The organism is Klebsiella sp. LY (assembly GCF_004010915.1).
In the GTDB taxonomy this organism is placed as follows: Bacteria; Pseudomonadota; Gammaproteobacteria; order Enterobacterales; family Enterobacteriaceae; genus Klebsiella; species Klebsiella quasipneumoniae.
In genome coordinates this window covers 4,333,027-4,357,728 of sequence record NZ_CP022444.1, presented here as the reverse complement: position 1 = coordinate 4,357,728, position 24,702 = coordinate 4,333,027, and the positions used below count along the sequence as shown (strand labels likewise).

General features: G+C 58.7%; 18 protein-coding genes. 4 read left to right on the top strand and 14 right to left on the bottom strand.

Going from position 1 to position 24,702, the window contains the following annotated elements:
- Positions 1-32: 32 nt before the first annotated feature.
- The 3 genes from asnS (at position 33) to CE636_RS24245 (ending at position 4,485) form a co-directional block, all read left to right on the top strand.
- Positions 33-1,433, top strand: coding sequence for an asparagine--tRNA ligase (gene asnS / locus CE636_RS24255; RefSeq protein WP_017899452.1), 1,401 nt, complete (start codon positions 33-35; stop codon positions 1,431-1,433).
- A 591-nt stretch (positions 1,434-2,024) separates the two neighbouring features.
- The gene (gene ompK35 / locus CE636_RS24250) at positions 2,025-3,107 is read left to right on the top strand and encodes a porin OmpK35 (RefSeq protein ID WP_017899451.1); all 1,083 of its coding nucleotides are present in this window, start codon (positions 2,025-2,027) and stop codon (positions 3,105-3,107) included.
- Between the two features lie 187 nt (positions 3,108-3,294).
- Positions 3,295-4,485 (top strand): amino acid aminotransferase, encoded by a 1,191-nt coding sequence (locus CE636_RS24245; protein WP_017899450.1) that lies wholly within the window; start codon positions 3,295-3,297, stop codon positions 4,483-4,485.
- Positions 4,486-4,551: 66 nt separating this feature from the next.
- Here CE636_RS24245 and CE636_RS24240 read toward each other — a convergent pair whose 3' ends face one another.
- The 7 genes from CE636_RS24240 to cmoM all read right to left on the bottom strand — a co-directional run bounded on the left by CE636_RS24240 (position 4,552) and on the right by cmoM (position 15,311).
- A complete protein-coding gene (locus tag CE636_RS24240; RefSeq protein WP_004201404.1) occupies positions 4,552-5,199 on the bottom strand; it encodes an MBL fold metallo-hydrolase in 648 nt (215 codons plus the stop codon).
- A gap of 13 nt (positions 5,200-5,212) precedes the next feature.
- Complete coding sequence (locus CE636_RS24235) at positions 5,213-5,764, bottom strand: YcbK family protein (RefSeq protein WP_004201403.1); 552 nt, start codon at positions 5,762-5,764, stop codon at positions 5,213-5,215.
- Between the two features lie 303 nt (positions 5,765-6,067).
- Positions 6,068-7,858, bottom strand: a complete 1,791-nt coding sequence (ldtD, locus tag CE636_RS24230; RefSeq protein ID WP_004201402.1) for a L,D-transpeptidase — start codon at positions 7,856-7,858, stop codon at positions 6,068-6,070.
- A 200-nt stretch (positions 7,859-8,058) separates the two neighbouring features.
- The gene (gene mukB / locus CE636_RS24225) at positions 8,059-12,507 is read right to left on the bottom strand and encodes a chromosome partition protein MukB (RefSeq protein WP_017899448.1); all 4,449 of its coding nucleotides are present in this window, start codon (positions 12,505-12,507) and stop codon (positions 8,059-8,061) included.
- Positions 12,507-13,211: a chromosome partition protein MukE gene (gene mukE, locus CE636_RS24220; protein ID WP_004150840.1), complete on the bottom strand. Its 705-nt coding sequence runs from the start codon at positions 13,209-13,211 to the stop codon at positions 12,507-12,509. The genes mukB and mukE overlap by 1 nt, the downstream gene beginning before the upstream one ends.
- Positions 13,192-14,514, bottom strand: a complete 1,323-nt coding sequence (mukF, locus tag CE636_RS24215; RefSeq protein WP_002898189.1) for a chromosome partition protein MukF — start codon at positions 14,512-14,514, stop codon at positions 13,192-13,194. The genes mukE and mukF overlap by 20 nt, the downstream gene beginning before the upstream one ends.
- Positions 14,511-15,311 (bottom strand): tRNA uridine 5-oxyacetic acid(34) methyltransferase CmoM, encoded by an 801-nt coding sequence (gene cmoM / locus CE636_RS24210; RefSeq protein ID WP_017899447.1) that lies wholly within the window; start codon positions 15,309-15,311, stop codon positions 14,511-14,513. The genes mukF and cmoM overlap by 4 nt, the downstream gene beginning before the upstream one ends.
- 121 nt (positions 15,312-15,432) lie before the next feature.
- On the opposite strand from cmoM, the gene elyC reads away from it, so the two are divergent.
- Complete coding sequence (gene elyC / locus CE636_RS24205) at positions 15,433-16,212, top strand: envelope biogenesis factor ElyC (protein ID WP_004201396.1); 780 nt, start codon at positions 15,433-15,435, stop codon at positions 16,210-16,212.
- Here elyC and CE636_RS24200 read toward each other — a convergent pair.
- The 7 genes from CE636_RS24200 to CE636_RS24170 all read right to left on the bottom strand — a co-directional run bounded on the left by CE636_RS24200 (position 16,189) and on the right by CE636_RS24170 (position 24,519).
- Positions 16,189-17,082: a YcbJ family phosphotransferase gene (locus tag CE636_RS24200; RefSeq protein ID WP_017899446.1), complete on the bottom strand. Its 894-nt coding sequence runs from the start codon at positions 17,080-17,082 to the stop codon at positions 16,189-16,191. The two genes, elyC and CE636_RS24200, sit on opposite strands and share 24 nt — an antisense overlap.
- Before the next feature lie 137 nt (positions 17,083-17,219).
- Positions 17,220-17,966, bottom strand: a complete 747-nt coding sequence (kdsB, locus tag CE636_RS24195) for a 3-deoxy-manno-octulosonate cytidylyltransferase (RefSeq protein ID WP_004201392.1) — start codon at positions 17,964-17,966, stop codon at positions 17,220-17,222.
- Positions 17,963-18,145 (bottom strand): protein YcaR, encoded by a 183-nt coding sequence (ycaR, locus tag CE636_RS24190; RefSeq protein ID WP_004201390.1) that lies wholly within the window; start codon positions 18,143-18,145, stop codon positions 17,963-17,965. Before ycaR ends, kdsB begins: the two co-directional genes overlap by 4 nt.
- A 63-nt stretch (positions 18,146-18,208) precedes the next feature.
- Positions 18,209-19,438, bottom strand: a complete 1,230-nt coding sequence (locus tag CE636_RS24185; RefSeq protein ID WP_004201389.1) for a winged helix-turn-helix domain-containing protein — start codon at positions 19,436-19,438, stop codon at positions 18,209-18,211.
- A 54-nt stretch (positions 19,439-19,492) separates the two neighbouring features.
- Positions 19,493-20,473, bottom strand: coding sequence for a tetraacyldisaccharide 4'-kinase (lpxK, locus tag CE636_RS24180; protein WP_017899445.1), 981 nt, complete (start codon positions 20,471-20,473; stop codon positions 19,493-19,495).
- Entirely contained in the window at positions 20,470-22,218 is a 1,749-nt protein-coding gene (gene msbA / locus CE636_RS24175; RefSeq protein ID WP_004201387.1) for a lipid A ABC transporter ATP-binding protein/permease MsbA, read from the bottom strand. The genes lpxK and msbA overlap by 4 nt, the downstream gene beginning before the upstream one ends.
- A 36-nt stretch (positions 22,219-22,254) precedes the next feature.
- Complete coding sequence (locus CE636_RS24170; RefSeq protein ID WP_017899444.1) at positions 22,255-24,519, bottom strand: ComEC family protein; 2,265 nt, start codon at positions 24,517-24,519, stop codon at positions 22,255-22,257.
- Positions 24,520-24,702 lie beyond the last annotated feature (183 nt).

Here is a 24,702-nt window from a genome sequence, read left to right as displayed (position 1 = left end):
ACTTTTTTATTGGACTATATAGAGAGATTATTATGAGCGTTGTGCCTGTAGCCGACGTACTCCAGGGCCGCGTTGCCGTTGACAGCGAAGTCACGGTCCGCGGATGGGTGCGTACCCGCCGAGATTCAAAAGCTGGCTTTTCATTCCTCGCCGTCTATGACGGTTCCTGCTTTGATCCTGTACAGGCCGTTATTAATAATTCTCTGCCCAATTACAATCAGGAAGTGCTGCGTCTGACCACCGGTTGCTCGGTGATTGTCACCGGTAAAGTCGTGGCTTCCCAGGGCCAGGGTCAGAGCTTTGAGATCCAGGCGACCAACGTGGAAGTGACCGGCTGGGTGGAAGACCCGGACACTTACCCGATGGCGGCCAAGCGCCACAGCATCGAGTATCTGCGTGAAGTGGCCCACCTGCGTCCGCGCACCAACCTGATCGGCGCGGTTGCCCGCGTGCGTCACACCCTGGCGCAGGCGCTGCATCGCTTCTTTGATGAGCAGGGCTTCTTCTGGGTCTCCACCCCGCTGATCACCGCCTCCGATACCGAAGGCGCTGGCGAAATGTTCCGCGTGTCGACGCTGGATCTGGAAAACCTGCCGCGTAACGATCAGGGCAAAGTCGATTTCGACAAAGACTTCTTCGGTAAAGAGTCGTTCCTGACCGTTTCCGGCCAGCTGAACGGCGAGACCTATGCCTGCGCGCTGTCGAAGATTTACACCTTCGGCCCGACCTTCCGCGCGGAAAACTCCAACACCAGCCGCCACCTGGCGGAGTTCTGGATGCTGGAGCCGGAAGTGGCCTTCGCCAATCTGAACGATGTTGCCGGCCTGGCGGAAGCGATGCTCAAGTACGTCTTTAAAGCGGTACTGGAAGAGCGCGCGGACGACATGCAGTTCTTCGCCGAGCGCGTTGATAAAGACGCTATCGACCGTCTGCAGCGCTTTATCACCGCTGATTTTGCGCAGGTGGATTATACCGACGCCGTCACCATTCTGGAAAACTGCGGCAAGCAATTCGAGAACCCGGTGTACTGGGGCGTGGATCTCTCCTCCGAGCACGAACGTTACCTGGCTGAAGAACACTTCAAAGCGCCGGTGGTGGTGAAAAACTACCCGAAAGATATTAAGGCGTTCTACATGCGCCTTAACGAAGACGGTAAAACCGTCGCGGCAATGGACGTCCTGGCGCCGGGTATTGGCGAGATCATCGGTGGTTCCCAACGTGAAGAGCGCCTCGACGTGCTTGACGCGCGTATGGCCGAGATGGGCCTGAATAAAGAAGACTACTGGTGGTATCGCGATCTGCGCCGCTATGGCACCGTTCCACACTCCGGCTTTGGCCTGGGCTTCGAGCGTCTGATCGCCTACGTGACCGGCGTGCAGAACGTCCGCGATGTCATTCCGTTCCCGCGGACCCCGCGCAACGCGACATTCTAAATTTTTCTGACATAAACCTGAAAGGCCAGCGCAAGCTGGCCTTTTTTTATGTCAATTACTGTTATCAAAATTCAACAAACTTAAACATCAAGGCCTCGAATTCACATTTATGTTACGCACTGTTTCGGTGCATCCTGGTGATACAGATCGCACTTTTTGTTCATAACAGAGCAAAACCCCTGATAAATTTGCTCATCTTTTAACCATGCGCCGCACGTCTTGCCAAGACAAAGGCTGAGTAAAAAGAAGGCTAATTCAACACATAAAATGAGCAAATTTACCTTTATCCAAATTAATCATAAATATTTCATATAGATAGATATGGAAGGGGGAATTACCTCACCATGTGGAACGGAATTTTGATTAAGTTCACAAAGTTCCCAGAAATACATATTTAGTTACATTTTTTTTCGTTTTGTTACTAATATGAGATATTAGTAGCATTTTCCGGCTAGCGAAACGTTGTCGCGGATGGAAAGATGCCTTCAGACACCAAACTCTCATCAATGGTTCTGTAAGTTTTTATTGACAGAACTTATTGACGGCAGTGGCACGTGTTCATATAAAAAATATTAATGAGGGTAATAAATAATGATGAAGCGCAATATTCTGGCAGTGGTGATCCCTGCCCTGCTGGTAGCCGGTGCAGCTAACGCTGCAGAAATCTATAACAAAAACGGCAACAAACTGGACTTCTACGGAAAAATGGTCGGCGAGCACGTCTGGACCACCAATGGCAAGACCAGCAGCGACGATACCACCTACGCCCGTATCGGCCTGAAAGGCGAAACTCAGATCAACGATCAGCTGACCGGCTACGGTCAGTGGGAATACAACATGGACGCCTCCAATGTTGAAGGTTCCCAGCCGACCAAAACCCGTCTGGCGTTCGCAGGTCTGAAAGCGGGCGAGTATGGTTCATTCGACTACGGCCGTAACTACGGCGCAATCTACGACGTCGAAGCAGCAACCGATATGCTGGTTGAATGGGGCGGCGACGGCTGGAACTACACCGACAACTACATGACCGGCCGTACCAACGGCGTGGCAACCTACCGTAACTCTGACTTCTTCGGTCTGGTTGACGGCCTGAGCTTCGCGCTGCAGTTCCAGGGTAAAAACGACCACGACCGTTCGATTCACAAGCAGAATGGCGACGGCTTCAGCACCGCGGCGACCTACGCGTTCGACAACGGTATTGCGCTGTCTGCTGGCTACTCCGGTTCCAACCGTAGCGTAGATCAGAAAGCTGACGGCAATGGCGACAAAGCCGAAGCCTGGGCAACCTCTGCAAAATATGACGCCAACAACGTTTACGCGGCCGTCATGTACTCCCAGACTTACAACATGACCCCGGAAAACCAGGGTAACTACTTCGCTGGCAAAACCCAGAACTTCGAAGCCGTTGTACAGTATCAGTTCGACTTCGGCCTGCGTCCGTCCATAGGCTACGTACAGACCAAAGGCAAAGACCTGCAGGCGCGCGGCGGCTTCTCCGGCGGCGATGCGGATCTGGTTAAATACGTCGAAGTGGGTACCTGGTACTACTTCAACAAGAACATGAACGTCTATGCGGCGTACAAGTTCAACCAACTGGACGACAACGCTTATACGCGTGAAGCTGGCGTAGCGACCGACGACCAGGCGGCCGTGGGTATCGTTTACCAGTTCTAATTTGCAGTACACCCCTTCGTGATATGCCTTCAGAGCAGGACTTCGGTCCTGCTTTTCTCTATTCGTGAGGCAAAGATCGTATCTTTCGAAAACCTTCGCGCTTTTTGTCGCAAACGGTTGGCAATTCGTTGTTCTCCCGTTAACCTGATAGCGGATTTCCCTTCAGTAATCACAATGGAACCTCGTCATGTTTGAGAACATTACCGCCGCCCCAGCCGACCCGATTTTAGGTCTGGCCGATCTGTTTCGTGCCGATGACCGCCCTGAAAAGATTAACCTCGGAATTGGTGTTTACAAGGATGAAACTGGTAAAACCCCCGTTCTGACCAGCGTCAAAAAAGCAGAGCAGTACCTGCTGGAAAATGAAACGACTAAAAACTATCTGGGCATCGATGGTATTCCTGAATTTGGTCGCTGCACCCAGGAGCTGCTGTTCGGTAAAGGCAATGCGATTATCGCCGATAAACGCGCCCGCACCGCGCAGACCCCGGGCGGTACCGGTGCACTGCGCGTCGCCGCAGACTTCCTCGCCAAAAACACCGACGTGAAACGCGTGTGGGTAAGCAACCCGAGCTGGCCAAACCATAAGAGTGTGTTTACCTCCGCCGGGCTGGAAGTGCGTGAATATGCCTACTACGACGCGGCTAACCACGCGCTGGACTTTGATGGTCTGCTTGCCAGCCTGAACGAAGCCCAGGCAGGCGACGTGGTACTGTTCCACGGCTGCTGCCACAACCCGACCGGTATCGATCCCACGCTCGATCAGTGGCAGACGCTGGCGCAGCTGTCGGTCGAGAAAGGCTGGCTGCCGCTGTTCGATTTCGCCTATCAGGGCTTCGCCCGCGGCCTGGAAGAAGATGCTGAAGGGTTGCGCGCCTTTGCTGCTCTGCATAAAGAGCTGCTGGTCGCCAGCTCCTACTCGAAAAACTTTGGCCTGTACAACGAGCGCGTCGGCGCCTGCACTCTGGTCGCCGCCGATCAGGAGACTGTAGACCGCGCATTCAGCCAGATGAAGTCGGTGATCCGCGCTAACTACTCCAACCCGCCTGCGCACGGCGCGTCCGTGGTGGCGACCATTCTGAGCAACGATGCGCTGCGGGCGATCTGGGAGCAGGAGCTGACCGATATGCGCCAGCGCATTCAGCGCATGCGACTGCTGTTCGTCAATACCCTGCAGGAAAAAGGCGCGAGCCGCGACTTCAGCTTTATCAGCAAACAGAACGGTATGTTCTCGTTCAGCGGCCTGACGAAAGAGCAGGTGCTGCGTCTGCGTGAAGAGTTCGCCATCTATGCGGTCGCGTCCGGCCGTATCAACGTGGCCGGCATGACGCCTGACAACATGGCGCCGCTGTGCGAAGCCATCGTCGCCGTGCTGTAAGCAATATTATTCGATATCAAGAAAAAGGCCGCGAATGCGGCCTTTTTTATGTTCGCGTCAGGTGGGTTACCAGACCGGCATCTCATCCTGCAGGAACGGGTTGTTGCGGCGTTCCTCACCCAGCGTCGACAGCGGACCATGGCCGGGAATAAAGGTCACGTCATCGCCCAACGGCAACAGCTTATCCTTAATGGCAGCGATCAGCTGCCCATGGTCGCCGCGTGGAAAATCACTGCGCCCCACTCCGCCTTTGAAAATCACATCCCCGGAAATAAGCAGTCGGGAAGCGTCATCAAAGAAGACCACATGACCCGGCGTATGACCTGGGCAGTGCAGCACCCGCAGCGCCACATTCCCTACATTAACCACATCGCCTTCATTGAGCCAGCGATCCGGACGCAGCGGCTGGCAATCCTCCAGGCCGAACATCCGGCTTTGCGCCGGTAAGCCTTCCAGCCAGAACTCATCTTCTTTTTCCGGACCAATAACCGGCACGCCATAATGCTCCGCCAGTTCCGCAGCGGCGCCGACGTGATCGAGGTGGCCATGCGTCAGCAGAATCTGCATCAGCGTGACGCCAGCCTCCGTCACCACCGCTTTGATACGTTCAGCATCGCCGCCAGGATCGACCAGCGCCGCCAGCCGGGTTTGTTCGCACCAGATAAGAGAACAGTTCTGCGCGAACGCGGTAACCGGAATAATACGATAGTTCATGACGCTCCTTTCGTTACCAGTGCCTTACGGGACCGGTATCAATATGCACAAAGTTACTACGTGGGTAATATCCTACACCACCTGCGCGCATAGATAACGCCGCTTTGCGAATATTGCTTAACGAAATACCTTCAATATGGAAATCCATTGCCTGCCCCTTGGTGTGATAGCTGTGTTTTGCTACACCACGGCTTCGTGCGCGAAGCTCATCATTGGTATCGAGGGAACGATAGCCAGAGATAAGCTGGACAGGTTTGTTGGTGCCAAGTAGTCCCTGCAACCGATAAAGATGATCGAACAGATTTGGATCGATGGACTTAATTTTATTCGCGCGGTAATCACGGAAAAAATGGTTAAGTCTTGCTAATTCATCCTGAATATAGCCTCTGCCATCGAAAAACTCCGCCTTGAGTGATTCACCAGTATGCAGGTTATTCAGCGTCAAAATACGCGGACGGGGGGTCGAGAGGGTGGCAAATGCCGGCGCAGGGAGAATGGCGGCAGCACCCAGCGCAGCACCACCCAACGCCAGCAATCTGCGGCGATTAGCGTCAAATTTGTCCATGATAATCAGGTCTACAGTCAATGAATCGTTATATACTTTTTCCGCCTTGCGCGATGCTGAACCTCAGCACGCCATCGCTCGCCACAGCCGTGATGCAGCCCGGCAAAAGAGAGCGTTCGCGCTGACCGCGCCACGCATTGAGCGGAATGATATGTATATGCACTTCTGGCGCACGAAAGGCACCTTACCGGGCATTATTGCCAACGTCAAGGCAGCCTCACCCCAGGAAAATCGGGCGCTGCAGAGGAGCAGCGCCCTTTTTTACCCAGTGCTAGGACAACAAAATCCATTGAACTACTTCATTTACCTGATTAATTGTTCAGCTTTCGTCAGAATTTGTGCGCTGGATCGCGCGGTGATATCGTAATTGTAAATATCTGTTCGATATTGTGTACGTCCATCAGCGTCCACAAACGCCGTTAAGTAATATAAATTCACCGGTATATTTTGCCGAATATTGACATAGCGCGTGTCCCCTTGCTTCAGGGCATCAGAAATACGCGAGTCATTCCAGCCCGCATCCTGCAGCAGCATATTGGCCAGCTCCGAAGCCTTATTCACCCTCACACAGCCGGAACTGAGCGCACGAACATCCTTCTGGAACAGATTATGGTTCGGCGTATCGTGCAGGTAGATGGCATCGGAGCTCGGCATATTGAACTTGTAGCGTCCGAGCGAGTTACGCGCCCCGGGCGCCTGCTGGAAGCGGAACGGTAAGTTGTTCTCGGTGATGGTCGACCAGTCAACCCGATAAGGATCGATGGTCTCTTTACTGTTCCAGCCGCGCATCACGGTGTAGCCATGCTGCTCCAGATAGCCTGGATTGTTACGCACCTTCGGCAGGATATCTTTGCGCGCCAGGGTTGGCGGCACGTTCCACGGCGGATTGACCACCACGTTATTCAGCGCGCTGCTCATCATTGGCGTTTTGCGGTCTGGACGCCCCACAATCACCCGCGAGGCCAGCACCTGGCTGCCGTCCTGGTAATAGACCAGCGAGAACGCCGGAATATTGACCATAATGCCGGTGGATAGTTTGCCCGGCAGTAAGCGTAAACGCTGAATGTTCAGGGCCAGCACCCCTGCGCGCTGCGCGGAAGAGACGTTGAGCCAGTCGCGAGTCGACTGGCCGATGACGCCATCCGCCCCCAGCCCCTGCATCGCCTGGAAGCGCTTAACCCCCTCCACCAGCTGGCGATCGTACACGCCGCGCGCCGCGGGTTTGCTCTTTTTCTTCGCCGACGGGCTCACCACATCGCCAGGCAGAACGATATTGGCGGTATTGTCCAGCATCCCGGTACGCTGGAGGATCTCGCGCAGGGCACCGATATCATTGCTCCATTCGCCGGGGCGCAGCGAGCCGCTGCCGGTCATCTGCGGCCACGGGCGAGAATCAGCCACCAGCGCCAGCAGCGACTGATGCATGGCTTCATACTGCGGATGATGCGGCGCCAGGCCGGCGATAAACGCCGGCAGGGAGCCATTGTCCAGCGCCAGCTGCCACTGGTTAATCACCGACAGCGGCGGGGTCGCCATCTTGTACGGCGTTGAACTGTACAACCAGCGGGTCCCCTGGGTGGGGATGCCGCTGATAAAGTGCAGATAGCCCATCATGGCGTCCGACAGCACCACATCGCGCGCCATACCGCTGACGGCGGGATCGGTCAGCAGACTGACCCAGGTGGTAAACTGCGGCTGAAAACCGGCGATGGCGATCTCCGCCAGCTGCTGCTGGAACGCCTGCACCGCCTCGCGGTTTTCCCACATCGGTTTCATATCCCTGGCGGCGTACAGCGACACCAGCGGATTCATAAAGACGGGTTTATACCCTGCCGGCAACAGCGCCTCGATCTGGGCGCGACTGTTTGCCGCCGTCGCCATCGACAGCGGCTGCTCACCGGCCAGCTTCGCGACCGCCGGCGATTGCCCATCGCTTTGCGCCAGCGCGACAGAGACCTCAGCGGGCGTCGCGGAACTGTCGCCGGGTACGACTTCAGGCTCTTCGGCCTGGACATTGAACAGCGGAGCAAATGCCAGTGCCAGGCTCAGGCTGAGCGCTGACAATGGACGACCATACCGTTTCTTTAGCAACATCCCTTGCCCCCTGTTGTCACACATTGCAGCCCACAAAATTGGGGCTCTTTTTCAGTATATAAAGACGAAAAGGCTTTTGCCTTACCTAATGTAAAGAAGTTTAAAGATTATACCACCCTGGCATACCGGGCTGGATAGAAAAAAAGGGCAACTTAACGTTGCCCTCTTCACCGCTTAACCGCCAGAATGTTGCCGCAGCCTCAGGAGGCGTCGGCCGTTCCCGGCAGCGCTTCCGGCAGCGGCGCGGCAAACCCGCGCAGCCCCACCACGTGGACGTGTTCGTGATTATTGAACACTTTACGCACCAGTTTATAGGTGGTGCCTTTCTCCGGACTGATGTTCTCCGGCGCCGCGATAATCAGCTGCATCTCCAGACGTTCGCACAGCTCGAACAGCGTGGCGATGGAGCGGGCATCGAGACGCGCCGCTTCATCGAGGAATAGCAGACGGCAAGGCGAGATATCCTTGCCGCGCAGACGGCGGGATTCATCTTCCCAGCTCTGGACGACCATCACCAGAATCGACATCCCGGTACCGATCGCTTCCCCGGTGGACAGCGCGCCGGACTCCGCGCGCAGCCAGCCGTCGGAGCCGCGGTTAACCTCCACTTCCATCTCCAGATAGTTGCGGTAGTCGAGCAGCTCTTCACCGATGGTTTGCGGCGTGCGCTGCCCCATGTCGATCTGGGGATTCAGGCGCTGATAGAGCTTAGCCAGCGCTTCCGAGAAGGTCAGGCGGTTGCTGTTGAAGAGATCCTGATGCTGTTCATGCTGCTCGGAGAGCACATCGAGCAGCATCGAATGGGTCTCACGCACATTGACGTTCAGACGCACGCTGTTGACCTGGCCGAAGGAGACGCTCTGCAATCCCTGATTGAGCATCCGGATACGATTCTGCTCGCGCTGAATGGTTTTGCGAATAATGTTGGCCACGCTGCGGGAGCTGATGGCCAGCTTCTGTTCGCGGTTTGTTAGCTCTTCGGTCAGGCGGCTGAGCTCAATCTCCATCTGCTCGATCGCTTCCACCGGATCATCGGTGCGGATAATATCCTGGCGGATACGCTCGCGCAGATGCTGGTAGACGGCAACGAAGAACTGAATTTTGCGCTCCGGACGCTTCGGATCTTCCGAGATACGCAGCACGTCGCGCAGATGTTCGTTATCAGCGACAGCCAGACGCAGCGCACCGAGCGCCTTATCCGACATGGAGCGCAGCTCGTCGGCGGAAAGATAGGCCAGCTCGCGGCGGTGCAGACGACGCTCGACGCCGTTGTCTTTCACCAGGCGCATCACCGCGCACCAGCCTGCCTTGGCGGTCACCACCTGCTCGCGCATTTCGCAATAATCGCGCTCTAACTTGCGCAGTTTGCGGGTCAGGTTGTCCATTTCCGCTTCGCAGAAGGTCAATGCTTTCTCCAGCTGATTGCGACGGGAGCGGTTATTGCTCAGCTGCATGTGCAGCTCATCGCGACGCGCACGGGCCCGCTCTTCCGCGCCGGCATCGGCGCGTACGCCAATGTCCTGCAGCTCTTTATACAGATCGTTAAGCAGCTCTTTCTTGGTGTCATACGAGCTCTTCAGCGAGGCCAGCACCTGATTGTACTGGCTAAGCTGCGCCGCATGGGCACGCATCGCGTCGCGCGCGCGGCTGCGTTCGGTTTCCGCCTGCTCCAGACGCTGGCGCAGCTTCTCGTTGAGATCGCTGTTGCCGCTGAGCATTTCCGCCGAATCGGAGTAGCTGAAGTGGGCCCGGCGCTGGACGACTTCCGCCAGGGCAAAAGCCTGCTGGCGCGCATCGCGCTGGGTCTGCTGCGCATAGGCGTAATCTTCTTTCAGCTGCTCAAACTGCTCCGGATCGCTCTGCAGCACCGAAACAATAGGCTCCAGCTTCGCCAGCTGATTGCCGTGCTGCTGAATAAAGCGCGCGGCCTCCTGCGCTTCATCCAGACGTTCCTGGATCTCGTTCACGCGGTCGGCCAGCGTATCATCCGCCAGCAGATTCAGGCGCGGCAGCAGGCGGTTAAGCGCCGACACGCCCTCTTTCGCCTGCTCATACTGCACGCGGTTCTGTTGGTTATCGCTTTCATGGGCGCTCAGCGCGCGCTCCAGCTCGCCGCGGCGGCTGTTGAGTTTGCGGATCTCTTCTTCCGGATCGTCCTCGAAGGCCACCGCCAGATGGCTGCCGATGAAGCGGCTAAAAGCCTGATGCAAACGCTGCGTTTTCTGCACGTCAAACGACAGGGTCGCAAAACGCTCGGACAGCGATTCACGCTCGGCATGCAGGGTTTCAATGCGGTTTTCACGCGCGGCGCGGCCAAACAGCGGCAGCGACGGGAAGCGCGAATAACGCCACTGGCGGTCGGCAATCTTCACCACCACCGCTTTTTCCAGCTCGTCCACGCTGAATACGCTATCGTCAAAGGACTGCGGATCGCCTTCGATCAGATAGAGATCTTCGGGACAATCTTCCAGCCCTTCAAGCTGCTCGGCAACCTGCGACAGATCCGGCACCACGATGGCATGGCGCGACGGACCGTACAGCGCGGAGAAGTACGGCGCATCGTCAAGGCTAACATCATCGTAGATCTCGGACAGCAGAACGCCGCCGAACCGTTCCGCCAGCGCGTTGAGGCGCGGATCCTCCGAACCGCCCGGCTGGCTGAGACGCTCGATTTCTTCGTCGATGGCGCGCTTGCGGGCGCCGACCTCGTCACGTTCAACGATAGCTTCGCGCTCGCGCTCCAGCAGCTGCTGCAGGTATTCGGTAACCTCCTGGCCGGATTCAAACTGCTCGCCGCTCTGCTCGCACAGCTGGTTAAGGCTGTTCTGCGCCGCCAGCCAGACTGGCGCCCGGCGCATCAGCGTCTGAGTGCGCGACTGCAGCTGCTCCAGCTCCTGGCGCAGGGTCATGCGCTGTTCCTGAGCGTTAGAAACGCTGTCGGCCAGCGAAGCGATGCGCGCTTCCAGCTCCTGATGCAGCGTTTCCAGATCGTCGATATCGTAGCGTTTGCCCTGGCGTTTGCAGAACTCAGCCAGCTGGCGCTCGGCGTCCTGCTGCTCGCGCAGGCGCTGCTCCAGCTCGTTGAGGCGGCTGCGCAGCCCCTGCGCCTGCTCGGCCTGGTGGCGCTGGTTCACGCCGTCGCGCAGCAATTCGCGCGCCACGTCCCAGGCTTCATTGCGCGCCAGCGGGCCGTTAATCGCCGCCACCAGCTGGTAGGCCTGTTCAAACTGGCTGTGCGCGGTTTGCGCCACGCTCATTTTCTGTTCCAGCGACAGCATTTTCTCCGTCGCTTCCTGCTCTTTCGCCTGGAAGGTTTCCAGCCACTCGTCGGCGCTCTCCGGCGTCAGGTCCGGCAGATGGCACAGCGCCTTCGCGCGCTCCAGCGCCTGCAGCGCCTGGTGATACTGAATGGCTCGGGTCTGCTGCACGTCAAGCGCCTGCTGATAGTCGGCGAGCTGGTTTTTCAGCTCATCCACTTCCAGCTCGGCGGCCTCGGCGCGGGCTTCGTTCTCTTCCTGGCGATCGATGGCTTCCGCCACCACTTCGTTCTGCTCTTCCAGACGGATCTGCAGCTCGTCAAGATCCGCTTCGTAGCGCTCGATTTTTTCCTGCTGACGCAGCGCGGTCTGCACCAGGTTCAGGTGATCGCTGGCGGCCTGGTAATCCGCTTCCAGATCGCCTTCTGCGCCGTTATGCTCCTGCAGCTCGCGCGCCATGTCGACGTGCTTATACTGCTCCGCCGCCAGTTGCGAACGCGAGGTAAAGAGATCGCGACGATACTCCAGCGCCTTATCAAGATGAATACGCCGCTCGTTGGCGTGACGCATATAGTCCGCCGCCACGTAGTTGGTGGCTTCGCTAATCAGATGTTTGAACAGATCGCGATCGGACTGGGTGACGCGGATCGCCTCGAGAGTCATGCGGTTTTCCCGCAGCGCCGCTTCCATATCCTGGAATGCCTTACGCACGCCGCTGTTTTCCGGCAACAGGTAGTCGCGCAGCGAGCGGGTAATGGTGCTGGAGATCCCGCCGTACAGCGAGGCCTCGATCAGGCGATAATATTTACTTCGATCGGAGGCGGAACGCAGACGGCGCGCCACCACGCCCAGATCGAACATCAGCGAATGATACTCGGTGATCGAGTTGAACTGCTTAAACTGGACCCCTTCCATCGCCTCGAGCTTGTCTTTCAGCTCATTGAGACTGACTACGCGCGCCTGGCGATCGTTCAGCGTTTCGGTTAGCAGCTGGGTCGGCAGGATAGAGGTGGGCAGCCCCTGAATGGCGAAAGGCTTGATATCGACTTTGCGATCGCGCCCGGCAACCTGCTGCAGGCGCACGCCGACTACCACGCGCTGATGGCGGGAGTTGATAACGTCGAGCACTGAGTAACAGACTCCGGCGCGCAGCTTACCGTGCAGGCCTTTATCGCGTGAGCCGCTGGTGGCCCCCGCTTCGGTGGTGTTACGGAAGTGCAGCAGGGTTAAATCGGGGATCAGCGCCGTGACGAAGGCCGCCATGGTCGTCGACTTACCGGCGCCGTTCCCCCCGGAGAGGGTGGTGACCAGTTCATCAAGATCAAAGGTCCGGGCAAAGAAGCCGTTCCAGTTAACCAGCGTCAGCGAGCGAAACTTACCGCGTTCAATCATTACTCTTCCTCCCCGCTATCCGGCTGGTTCTCTTCATTCTCATCATTGAGCTGCAGGTGATTTTCCAGGGCCATCGCTTCCCCGTCGCGGATCAGGCGGCGCTGCGCCTCGCGCGGGTCGTCGCCGGCGCGTACATCGGCGCCAAAGCGGAATACCGATTCGGTAATGCGGAACTTACTGCTGTCGTGGCCCATAAACCACACCATCCCCAGACGGCGCAGGCGGTTTAGCGACGCGCGCATTTTTTCCTGCAGCTTCTGACGGTCCAGATCCGAACCGGTGGAACGGTTGTTGACCAGCTTCAGCAGCCTGGATTCATCCGCCAGGGTCAGCAGCTCGTCATACAGCTCCTGCTGGGTGAAAATTCCTTCGTTTGCCAGGCGCTCCGGGCTGAGATAGAGATAGCAAAGAATTTTGCCCACCATCATATCCAGTTCGGACAGCACCGAGCGTGAAATCAGGGTTGTGGAACGCGGGCGCAGGTAGAAAAACCCCTCCGGCGCGCGGATCAGCTCGACGTTATAGCGAGCGTAAAACTCTTCCAGATAATCCTGGAAGTCCATCAAAAATGCGTGATTATCCAGCTCGTCGAGGCCGATATGTCGGCCCGCGCGCAAGGCGCTGTCCAGCGCCGGAAATAACGGATTGGCTAACGCCTGCGCCAACTTAACCGGCATCACTTGTTCAATATTTGTCAATGACATGCGCCTGTACCTTGGCTCCGTAATCATTAATCGGCTGCCATTTGGCTGGCAGTCCGGTGAAATCTGCCTGGGCGACGCCCAGCTGTACCGCCTGATCCACGACGATCCGCGCCACGTCGAAGTGACGCCCGCGCGGATACTGCGCCAGGAACTCCCGCGCCACCAGGCCGAGATCCAGCGGTATTCCTTTCTCTTTATAGACCGCCAGCTGCGCTTCGATCAGCGCCGCCAGCTGCTCGCGAATTTCGTTAAACTCTTCAAATTCGAGGTCCGCCGGTAGCTCGCCGGTGACCTCTTCATCGCGCAGGGCCATCTCCTCGTCGCGCATATCCAGCAGACGGTCGGCGTTGGCGTAAGTCAGCGCCCACGGCTCATCAAAATAGGTCTGTACCGACTGGCGCAGACGCTGGGCGAAGACGCGGTTCTTATCCATATCGATAGCGGTACGGATAAACTTGTGCACGTGGCGGTCATAGCCGATCCACAGGTCAATCGCCTGTTGGCCCCAGCTGACGATGCGGTCCAGCTTGCTTTGCAGGTCGAACACCAGCCGGTCGACAAAATGGAGATCATCGCGCGCCATGGTCGAATCCTGAATGCGCAACAGATTCGCCTGCAGCTTATCCCCCGCCGCATCCAGCGTATCCTGCAGTTCACGCAGGGTGCCGGAGGTTTCCGACAGCAACAGTTCACAGCTGGAAATCGCCGCGCGCCAGTCTTTGTTCAACAGCTGCGCGATATCGTCTTTCACCAGCTGCTGCTGCTCATCCATGATGCGCTGCGTCAGGTCGATGCTGTCGAAAATTTCCGCTACCGAATACTTCAGCGGGGCAAAAACGTTGCGATGCCAGTGAAACTCATCGCCGCCCTCTTCCGCAGCATCCGCCGCGCGCTTCAGCTCGCCGGCGACGATCGACAACTGCATCGAGAGACGCAGCGTCGAAAATTCGCGCTGCCGGATATAATAATCGGTGATCCCGATCCCCAACGGCGTCAGACGATAGATTGCATTGCCTTCGGTAATTTCGCTGGTAAAGCGGTTCAGCAGACGCTGGCGCACCAAATCGTTGATGGCGTTATTGGCGCGCTGGCTGATGGTTTCGCTGGTCTGCTCAAACGCATCACTCACGTGGCGGAACGCATCCACCAGTTCTCCCTCGCTCATTTCCCCTTCCAGCCGTTCGCCATTCAGGGTGGCGATCGCCAGCAGGAAAGAGAGTCTGTCGACCGGCAGCGAGATAGAAAAATCATTTTTCCTGGCCCAGGCAACCAGTTCGGGGACTGTCTGGGAAAATTCACTCATACTTTATCCTTGCATCTGCGGCTATGAGCCTGGCTCTTAAGCGCGGTGACATGAATATAACGGCCCAGGCTGAGGTACGGCTCCTGACGACAGTAGCGCGTCTCCAGCTCCAGCAGCGCCGCATAGCTGTCATGCTGTTGGCGTTTTTCACGCAGATAATCATGAAACACTCGCACGCCGGTTTTGCTGACAATCTGCCAGCCAATCTCTTCCAGCCAGTGATAAACCTGCTGCGGCTCACGCGGATAGTCCGGCGACAGCGTGCGTTTTTTCTTTTTTGGCATGCCCAGTTGTACGTAATCGAAATTACCGGCAACCATATTGTGCATCAGCAGGCCGTTAGCATTGTAGAACATCAACGACAAGCCGCCGCCAGGACGCAGCGTCGACCACAGGGTACGCAGCACCGCCTGGGGCTCCGCCACCCACTCCAGCACCGCATGAAACAGTACCAGATCGACCGGGCTTTCCAAGTGCTGCGCAATATCCTGAGCCGCGCATTGTACAAAATGCATGTTGTCGATCACACCTTTATCGACAGCAGCCTGGCGGGCGCGGGCCACCATTTCAGCGGAGAGATCGCACAGCGTCACGTGATGGCCCAGTTGCGCCACTTTAATGGCCGTTTGCCCTTCGCCGCCGCCGGCATCCAGTACCCTCAGCGGCCCCGGCCCCAGCTGCGCCAGCAGCGGCTCCAGATCCTGCCAGAGGATCGCCTGGCGCAGCTGGCCTTTTGTGGTGCCGTAAATATTGCGCGAAAACTTTTCAGCAATGTCATCGAAATTGCGATCCTGCACGGGCGACTCCACAAGCCAACACAAAACCGCTATTTTGTCATACCCACGCCGAGAATGAAGCGATCTGTTATAAGATCCGAACATAACTTTGGTTATATGGTTAAAAAAGGAACCATCTGGCATGCTTTTCACGCTAAAAAAGATCGTCGGCGGTCTGCTGCTACCGCTTCCTGCCCTGCTGTTGCTGATCGGTATCGGGATCGCCCTGTTATGGTTCAGCCGCTTTCAACGTACCGGGAAGTTTTGCGTGAGCCTCGGCTGGCTGCTGCTGACGCTGCTGAGCCTGCAGCCCGTGGCAGACAGCCTGCTTAAACCGATAGAAGATCGCTATCCCACCTGGCGCGGCGAGCAGCCGGTGAGCTACGTGGTGGTGCTGGGCGGCGGCTATACCTGGAACCCGGAGTGGGCGCCTAGCTCTAACCTTATCAGCAACAGCCTGCCGCGCCTGACGGAGGGCATTCGCCTGTGGCAGGAGAATCCGGGATCGAAAATGATCTTTACCGGCGCGGCGGCAAAAACCAACCCCGTCAGCACGGCGGAGGCCGGGGCGAGAGTGGCGGAGAGCCTCGGCGTACCGCGCAGCGATATCATCGTGCTCGATAAGCCGAAAGATACGGAAGAGGAAGCGCTGGCGGTGAAGGGCGCTATCGGCGACGCCCCCTTCCTGCTGGTCACCTCGGCGTCGCATCTTCCGCGGGCGATGATCTTCTTTCGCCATGCCGGTCTGGATCCGCTGCCCGCGCCGGCTAATCAGATGGCGGTCACATCACCGCTCAATCCGTGGGAGCGGGTCATTCCTTCACCGGTGTGGCTGATGCACAGCGACCGGGTCGGCTATGAAACGCTTGGTCGCGTCTGGCAATGGCTGAAAGGCAGCTCAGGCGAGCCAGGGCAGGAGTGATTTTGCGGCGAGGTCGAAACGGGCGCGGTCAAAGCGCCCGGTATTGACCAGGTTATCCACCTCATCCCACAGCAGATAAAGCCAGCGCCGCCAGACAAAGGCCTCGGAGACCGGCGCCTGCTGCAGATAACGCCATAGCAGCTGCTCGGCCTGGCCCCCCTCCGCGAGACGGAACAGTTCGTACTCCCGCGGCGCCCACAGCATCATCCCCGGACCAACCATCGCCAGCAGCTGATCGCTGCGCGGATCTTTCAGCATGCTGCGCAGGGTGAAATTGCCGTGCACCAGTACGGCATTATCATTGAAATCGCGGAACAGCTCCGGCAGACACTCGCGGGAGCGGAACAAAACCCGCTTATCCTGCATGGTCAGACCGGTGTCCTGATACAGGTTCAGGGTGCTCCACAACATCGCCACCCGCTGCCGGTACCAGTTCGGCCACAGATTGTCCTGGGTATTATCGACCATCCCCACGCAGCCGCCGCTGTCCTGACGATGCCAGGCCAGCAGCGCCTCGACGATCTGCTCCTGCAGCTGCTCCCAGCGCGCCGGGGTGCGGGTGGGCGCCTCCACCGGGACGCCGCGCAGACGCTCAAGCAGCAGCACGTCCGGCCCGGGATGCTCTTCATGCGTCATCACGCCATAGACCACCGGCATGCGCACCGTACCGCTGCGCGCCAGAGTGGAGATCTTCCAGGCCAGCTGCCGCGCCACGCCGGGGGTGGTGAAACTTCGCGCCAGCAGCGGCATCGGATTTCCCTGCGCGTCATACAGGGACCACAGCGCCGTAGCGGCTTTTTCACTGACACACTCCACCCGGCTCAGCTTTTCGCCAAGCAGGTGACTCAGTTCGGTTCGCAACTGTTCCATTGTCGATTACCCCTATGAACACTACTGATTTCATAATGAGCGCCCGCACCTGGGTTGTCATCGGATAAGATCAAAAATGGGCAAAAAAAGCATAAAACCGGTGGGGATATCCCCTCCTGCAAGGAGGGGACAGAGGACTAACGCAGTTCAGCGCGGACGCGCGCCAGATCTTCAGGGGTATCGACGCCGGTGCCGGGCACTTCGGCCGCCACGGCGACATGGATCTTCTCGCCATACCACAGCACCCGCAGCTGCTCGAGCATTTCTATCTGCTCCAGCGGGCTTGGCGCCCAGCTGACATAGCGGCGAATAAAGCCGGCGCGATAGCCATAGATGCCGATGTGGCGCAGCAGAGAATCACCAATGGCGTCGCGGGAGTGGGCAAAGCGATCGCGATCCCAGGGAATGGTGGCGCGGGAGAAATAGAGCGCATAGCCCTGCGCATCCATCACCACTTTGACCGCATTTGGATTAAACGCCTCTTCCGCATCGTGGATCGGTACCGCCAGCGTCGCCATTCCGCTGGTGCTGGCAGCCAGATTCTCCGCCACCTGGCGGACGATAGCCGGGGGGATCATCGGCTCATCGCCCTGGATATTGACGATGATGGTGTCATCGCTGAACGCGCACTTCTCCACCACCTCCGCCAGCCGTTCGGTGCCGGATTGATGGTCGGCGCGGGTCATGCAGACCTCGCCGCCGGCGGCTTCAACCGCCCGGGCGACCTCTTCGTGATCGGTGGCGACAATAATGCGATCCGCGCCGGATTCGCGGGCGCGCTCCAGCACATGGACAATCATCGGCTTGCCGTTAATGTCCTGCAGTGGTTTTCCCGGCAGGCGCGTGGAGGCGAAACGCGCAGGAATAATGACCACGAAACTCATGAGTGACTCTCTTCTACCGCCAGCGGACGCGCTTCTGTCTCCAGCAGCACAGGGATACCGTCGCGCAGTGGAAACGCCAGACTATCAAGTTTGCAAATAAGTTCTTGCTTATCCTGACTGTAATACAGCTTACCGTTACAGACCGGGCAGGCGATGATTTCAAGTAAACGGTGATCCATGTTTCCTCCTGATGGACCGGATAGATTTCTCAGCAGCATAACACAGGAAGGTCGGCGCCGGGATCAATCGGCATCGATTTCCCATCCTCGCTCCTGGCCGACAAACAGCCCTTCCGGCAGGCGTCGACACAGGATCCGGTCTGCCGATTGCCAGCGTGCGAAGTCGTTGATCGCCCGGCGCAGCCCCTGCTCCAGACCACGGGTGATCTTCACCTCATCCTCCAGCCACAGGGCGAAGATCTCCAGCTCCCGGCTTTTGCGATGTATTTTACTGTCCATCCGCCCGACCAGTTTCCCCTGGTGCAGCAGAGGCAGTACGAAGTAGCCATACTGACGCTTCGGCGCCGGGGTATAGCACTCCAGGCGATAGCTGAAGTTGAACAGTTGCTCAGCGCGCTTCCGATCCCAGACCACCGGGTCGAAAGGCGAGAGCACGGCGCTATGGCTGGCGGTAAGTTTACCGCCGGGCGCGGACTCCAGCTGCGCCAGCGCGTCGCGATGCAGCCACATCTCGCCAAGCGCTTCCACGTCGACTGGCACAACCAGGCCCTCTTCCTGCCAGGCCGCCAGCAAACCCGGTAGCGCCGGCTGACGTAAACGATAGTAATCCGCCAGCCACTGGGGGCGAAAGATGCCGAGGCTGCGGGCGCTGTTGCGCAGCATGATGGCCTCCGCAGCATCGCGGGACAGCGCATCGCGCTCGTCGTCCCAGTGCGGCATCACCCGCCGGGTTAAATCATACACGCGGTGAAAGTTTCGCCGCTCCACCACCATCACTTCACCGGCGGTAAACAGCCCTTCCAGGTGGCGCTTATGCGGTTTCCACTCCCACCAGCCGCTGGCGCCTTTGCGTGGGTGGGCAAAATCCGCCGAGCGAACCGGTCCGTTTTGTCCGATATGCTCCAGCAGCTCTGCAATACTTCCGGCATGCTCTTCCATCCACGCGCGATGATATTTCCAGCCCATCTTGTCGGGGTTCAACATTCGGTGGCGCACAAGGGCGAAATCGCTGCGCGGCAGAAAACAGGCTTCATGCGCCCAGTATTCCATCAGCTCGCCGCTGCGTAATGACTCATCCAGCCAGTGCTGCGGATAGCTGCCGAGGCGGCTGAACAACACCAGGTAGGGGCTGCGGGCCACCACGTTGATGGTATCGATTTGCAGCAGCGACATCTGCTGGATGGTGGAAAGGATGTCATTCGGGCGAGCGCGACGCCGGGGCTTTTTTAATAACCCCTGCGCCGCGAGATGGAGGTGGCGCGCCTCATTAAGCGATAGTTGCAATACCGACATGCAGGTTCTCCGTCAGGAATTCCAGCACAGCGGCGAGCAAAGCCGGCGCGTCGGTTAACGTTGCGCCAACGTCGCTAAGTCCGCAAGCAACCGCTGTGCGCGTTCATCGGCCATTATGGCGTCGACCGGTAAATACCACCAGTTCGCAGCGGCGAAATCGCGACATTTCACGGCGTCTTTCTCGGTCATCAGCAGCGTCTGCCCGGCGGTTACCAGAGCGGCGACATCGGCCTGGCTCAGCGCCTGATGGTCCGCCAGCGCCACGGTTTTGACCGGCTGGACACCACAGCTTTCGAGGGTGGCGAAAAAGCGCGGCGGATGGCCGATGCCGGCCATTGCCACTACGTTAGTGAAGGTAGAGACATCGCGACGTTCGCCGGTAAGCAGGTTGACCGCCATCCCGGGACGCAGCTGCATCGGGATCTCTCCCGGACGCGCCACGCCGCCGTTGACGATAATCGCATCAACGCTTTGCAAGCGCGATGCCCGCTCACGCATCGGCCCGGCAGGCAGCCACCAGCCGTTGCCAAAGCGGCGCACGCCGTCGATGACGACAATTTCCCGGTCCCGCGCCAGCTTATAGTGCTGCAACCCATCGTCGGTGACGATAATCTGCAGCTCGTGCGCGCTGAGCAGCGCTTTCACCGCGTCGCTGCGCAGCGGAGAGACCGCCACCGGCGCGCCGGTGCGCTGATGGATGAGCACCGGTTCATCGCCTGCCTGCGCCGTACTGGTCCGGTCAGTTAATACCAGCGGGTAGCGTTCGGCTTTACCGCCGTAGCCGCGAGAGACCACCCCAACGCGAATGCCGCGCTGCTGCAGTTGCTCCACCAGCCAGATCACCACCGGCGTTTTACCGTTGCCGCCGGCGGTCAGGTTACCGACCACCACCACCGGCACCGGCGCGTGCCAGGCTTTTTTCCACCCCAGCTGATAGCTGAGGCGAATCAACGCGCTCACCAGGCCATACAGCCAGGAGAGCGGCAGCAGCAGGCGCCACAGCGGCGACTCACCGGACCAGATGCGCGCGATCATTCGCCGAATTGCATCTTATGCAGTTGGGCGTATACGCCTTTATGCTCCAGCAGGTCGTGGTGCGTTCCGCGCTCCACGATCCGCCCGTCTTCAACCACCACAATCTCATCAGCCTGCTCAATGGTTGACAGACGGTGGGCAATAACCAGCGAGGTGCGGTTTTTCTGCAGCTCATCCAGCGCCGCCTGAATCGCACGCTCGGACTCGGTATCCAGCGCCGAGGTGGCTTCATCGAGGATCAGGATCGGGCTGTTACGCAGTAGCGCACGGGCGATAGCAATACGCTGGCGCTGGCCGCCGGACAGCATCACGCCATTTTCGCCGATGATGGTATCCAGGCCATTGTCCATCTTGTTGATGAAGTCCATGGCGTAGGCCATTCGCGCAGCCTCTTCAATCTGCTCGCGGCTGTACTCTTCAGTACGGGCATAGGCAATGTTATTGGCGACGGTATCATTGAACAGGTGCACGTTCTGTGAAACCAGCGCTACCTGGTCGCGCAGCGAGCTCAGCTTGTACTCGCGCAAGTCATGGCCATCCAGCAGGATCTGCCCATCGTCGACATCGTAGAAGCGCGTGATCAGGCTGGCGATGGTCGATTTACCCGAACCGGAACGTCCCACCAGCGCCACGGTTTTCCCTTCCGGGATATCGAGATTGATATTGCGCAGCGCGGCCACTTCGCGACCCGGATAGGTAAAGGTGACGTTCTCGAACTTGAGATTGCCTTTCGCCCGCTCAATGACGCGGGTACCTTCGTCTTTCTCCTGCTCGGAATCGAGGATCGCAAACAGCGTCTGGCATGCCGCCATCCCGCGCTGGAACTGGGCATTGACGTTGGTCAGCGACTTCAGCGGACGCATCAGCGCAATCATGGAGGAGAAGACCACGGTAATGGTCCCAGCGGTCAGGGTGTCCATCACGCTCGGGAAGCTGGCGGCATACAGGACAAAGGCCAGCGCCAGGGAAGCGATAAGCTGAATGATCGGGTCGGAGATAGACGAGGCGGAAACCATTTTCATCCCCTGCAGGCGCATTTTATTGCTGACCTTATCAAAACGTTTGGTTTCCACTTCCTGGCCGCCAAACATCAGCACCTCTTTGTGCCCTTTCAGCATCTGCTCAGCGCTGGTGGTGACCTGCCCCATCGTGTTCTGCATATTCTTACTGATATTGCGAAAACGCTTGGAGACCACGCGGATTGCTACCGACACGATCGGCGCCAGTACAATTAGGATCAACGACAGCTGCCAGCTGTAATAGAACATCATCACGAACAGGCCGATAATCGATGCCCCTTCGCGGACCACGGTGATCAGCGCGCTGGAAGAGGAGGAAGCGACCTGTTCAGAATCATAGGTGATACGTGACAGCAGCGTCCCGGTAGACTGCTTGTCAAAGAAAGCCACCGGCATGCCCATCATGTGGCCGAACAGGCGACGACGCATGGTCATTACCACTTTGCCGGAAACCCAGGAGATACAATAGCTCGAGATGTAGCTGGTGATCCCACGCAGCACCATCAGCCCGATAACCACCAGCGGCATCCATAGCAGCACTGAGCGATCCGTTTTACCAAAACCATCATCCAATAACGGTTTAAGAAGCGATAACATGAAGGTGTCACTGCCCGCGTTAAGCACTAACGCCACCGCCGCTACGATTAGCCCGGCTTTAAACGGTGCAATAATCGGCCAAAGTCGGCGGAAGGTCTGCCACGTGGAGAGATCTTTATCGTTCTGCATTCAATAAACCAGCTTGTGTTGAAATAGCCGCATATTCTACCCGTTATCGGCGGGCGCGCCAAACCACTGATGATACCAACGAGGTAAAACTTGATCCCGTAAGCTATGGATTTGCCACCCTTCTGCAGAAAAAACCACCGTTATCTGCCCCTGCTGCGGCGTGGCGAACCAGCGATACCCCCGCTGGCGATAGCGCTGAACGACCTTGTGCGAGGGCATCCGCCACGCATTGTAGCGCGAAGCGGAAACCAGCGCGGCCGCGCCATCCACCCACCGGACCAGCAGTTCGCTGGAGGAGGTGTTGCTGCCGTGATGGGGAACCTGGATAAGTGTAGACGCCAGATGCTGCCAGTAGCGGCTGATCATCGCCTGCTCCGCCTGACGTTCGATATCGCCGGTCAGCAGGATGCTGGAGCGACCGTCATCGATTCGCACCACGCAGGAGTGATTGTTTCCCTTTGCCGCGCTGCCCGGCAGCGGCCACAGCGCCTGGAAAGTGAGTCCCTGCCACTGCCAGCGTTCGCCGCGATGGCACGGCAGATGATGCGCCCAGCCTAAAGGGCTGCGCACCCACGCCTGCGGCCAAGCCTGCAGCACGGATTCGAGGCCGCCGCGATGGTCAAGATGCTCGTGGCTCAGCATAATCCCCTGCAGCTGCAGATGGTGCCAGCGCAGCCAAGGGATAATCACCTGTCGACCGCTGTCGCCCTGCGGCCATGCCGGCCCGGTATCGTACAATAACGCCTTGCCGTGACGTTCGATCACCATCGCCAGCCCCTGCCCGACATCCAGCATCGTCACCCGCCATTGATCCGCGGGCGGTTGCCGGCTGAATGGCCGCACCAGCAAAAACAGCACACTCAGACACAGCGCCGGAGTATACCGCCAGCTCTGAAAACGCCAGGCCATCACCAGCAGCCACGGCAGGCTACTGATCCAGGGCCAGCGGGCATCCAGCGTCAGCCAGCCGTCCGGTAAACGTCGTAACCCCCAGAACAACACCGCCAGCACGCGATCGGCTGCCAGCCAGATCAGCGACGCCACCACCTCCGGTCCAGTGAGATGCAGGAGCATTCCGGCGAGAATGAGCGGCACCGCCAGCAGGGTCACTAACGGTACCGCCAGCAAATTAGCGGCCATCGACGTCAGGCTTATGCCATGGAAGAGCAGCAGCTGCAGCGGCATCAGCAGCAGCGTCACGCCAGCCTGCAAATGCACGAGGGCGAACAGCGCTTTCCACGGCCAGCGCCAGCGACTGTCAGGCAGCGGTAACCACTGGAACCAGAAGATCAGCCCCGCCACCGCGAAGGCGGATAGCCACAGGCTTTGCGACAACACCGCCAGCGGATCGGCAACCAGAATCGCCCCCAGACAGCAGAGCCACACCTGCCACGCCGTCCAGCGTTGACCCGACAAACGTAAAGCACAACAGACTGCAAGCCCTACGCAAGTGCGCAGGGCCGGTGGCTGCATACCGGTCAGCCAGGCATAGCCGACGGCGCCCGCCAGCCCGGCCAGCAGCGGTAGCCGCCAGCCGATCCAGCGCCCCGGGAAAAGGGACTGTAAACCGCGCAGCAGGAGCACAATCAGGGAAGCCGCAAGGGCAATATGCAAACCGGAGATAGCCATCAGGTGGGAGGTGCCTGTGTTCTGCATCAGGACTTTGACCTCCGCCGGCAGCGCCAGCCGCTCCCCCATCCCCAGGCCCAGCATCACCGGATGCCAGGGATAAGTCTGCAATCGCCGGGTCAGCGACGCCAGGTAGCGGGCGCGCAGACTGCAGCGGGTATCCAACGCGGAAGCGGCGACGATCCCCCCGCTCAGCGGCCGATGCTGGGCCAGCGCATAGCGCTGGCTGTCGAAGCCTCCGTCATTGAGCTGCCCATGCACCGGCCGCAGGCGCAGCGTCATCATCCAGCGCTGCCCCGCACAGACGGGGGCTGGTGCAAGTTCCCCGTATAACGTCACGCCAACCGGGGGGAACAGGAAGCGGTCCGCCAGGCGCACAATCTGTCCGCGGTGCAGAGTCTGGCCATCCGTCTCGTGGAGGAACACTTCCGCCTGCCGGGCGGCGCCGGTGAGGTGCTGCGTTGGCCACAGCGCCTGATATGCGCTCAATACTCCCCAGACCATCAGCAGAAGCGTCATCGCCACAACGGCGATGACCGTCCCGCGCAGACGGGTCAGCAACAGCGCCAGTACGCCGGCGAACGCCAGAATGCCCGGGCCCGGCAACGCGGGTAGCCAGAGTAGCGGCAGTATCGCGATGATGGCGCATCCGGCAAGCCATGGTAGACGCATAAACACCTCCCTGTGAGCGGGCAGTGTTACGCAAAGCGAAGCTGACGTCCTCGGGCTGAATTCAGACGCGCGTGCAGCGTTCCAGACAATCGTCACGCTTACAGTCAGGTGCTTTTTTTTTGCGAAGCGGGACGTAAATGGCGGGCACAAAAAAAGCACCCGAAGGTGCTTTTATCGTCAGGC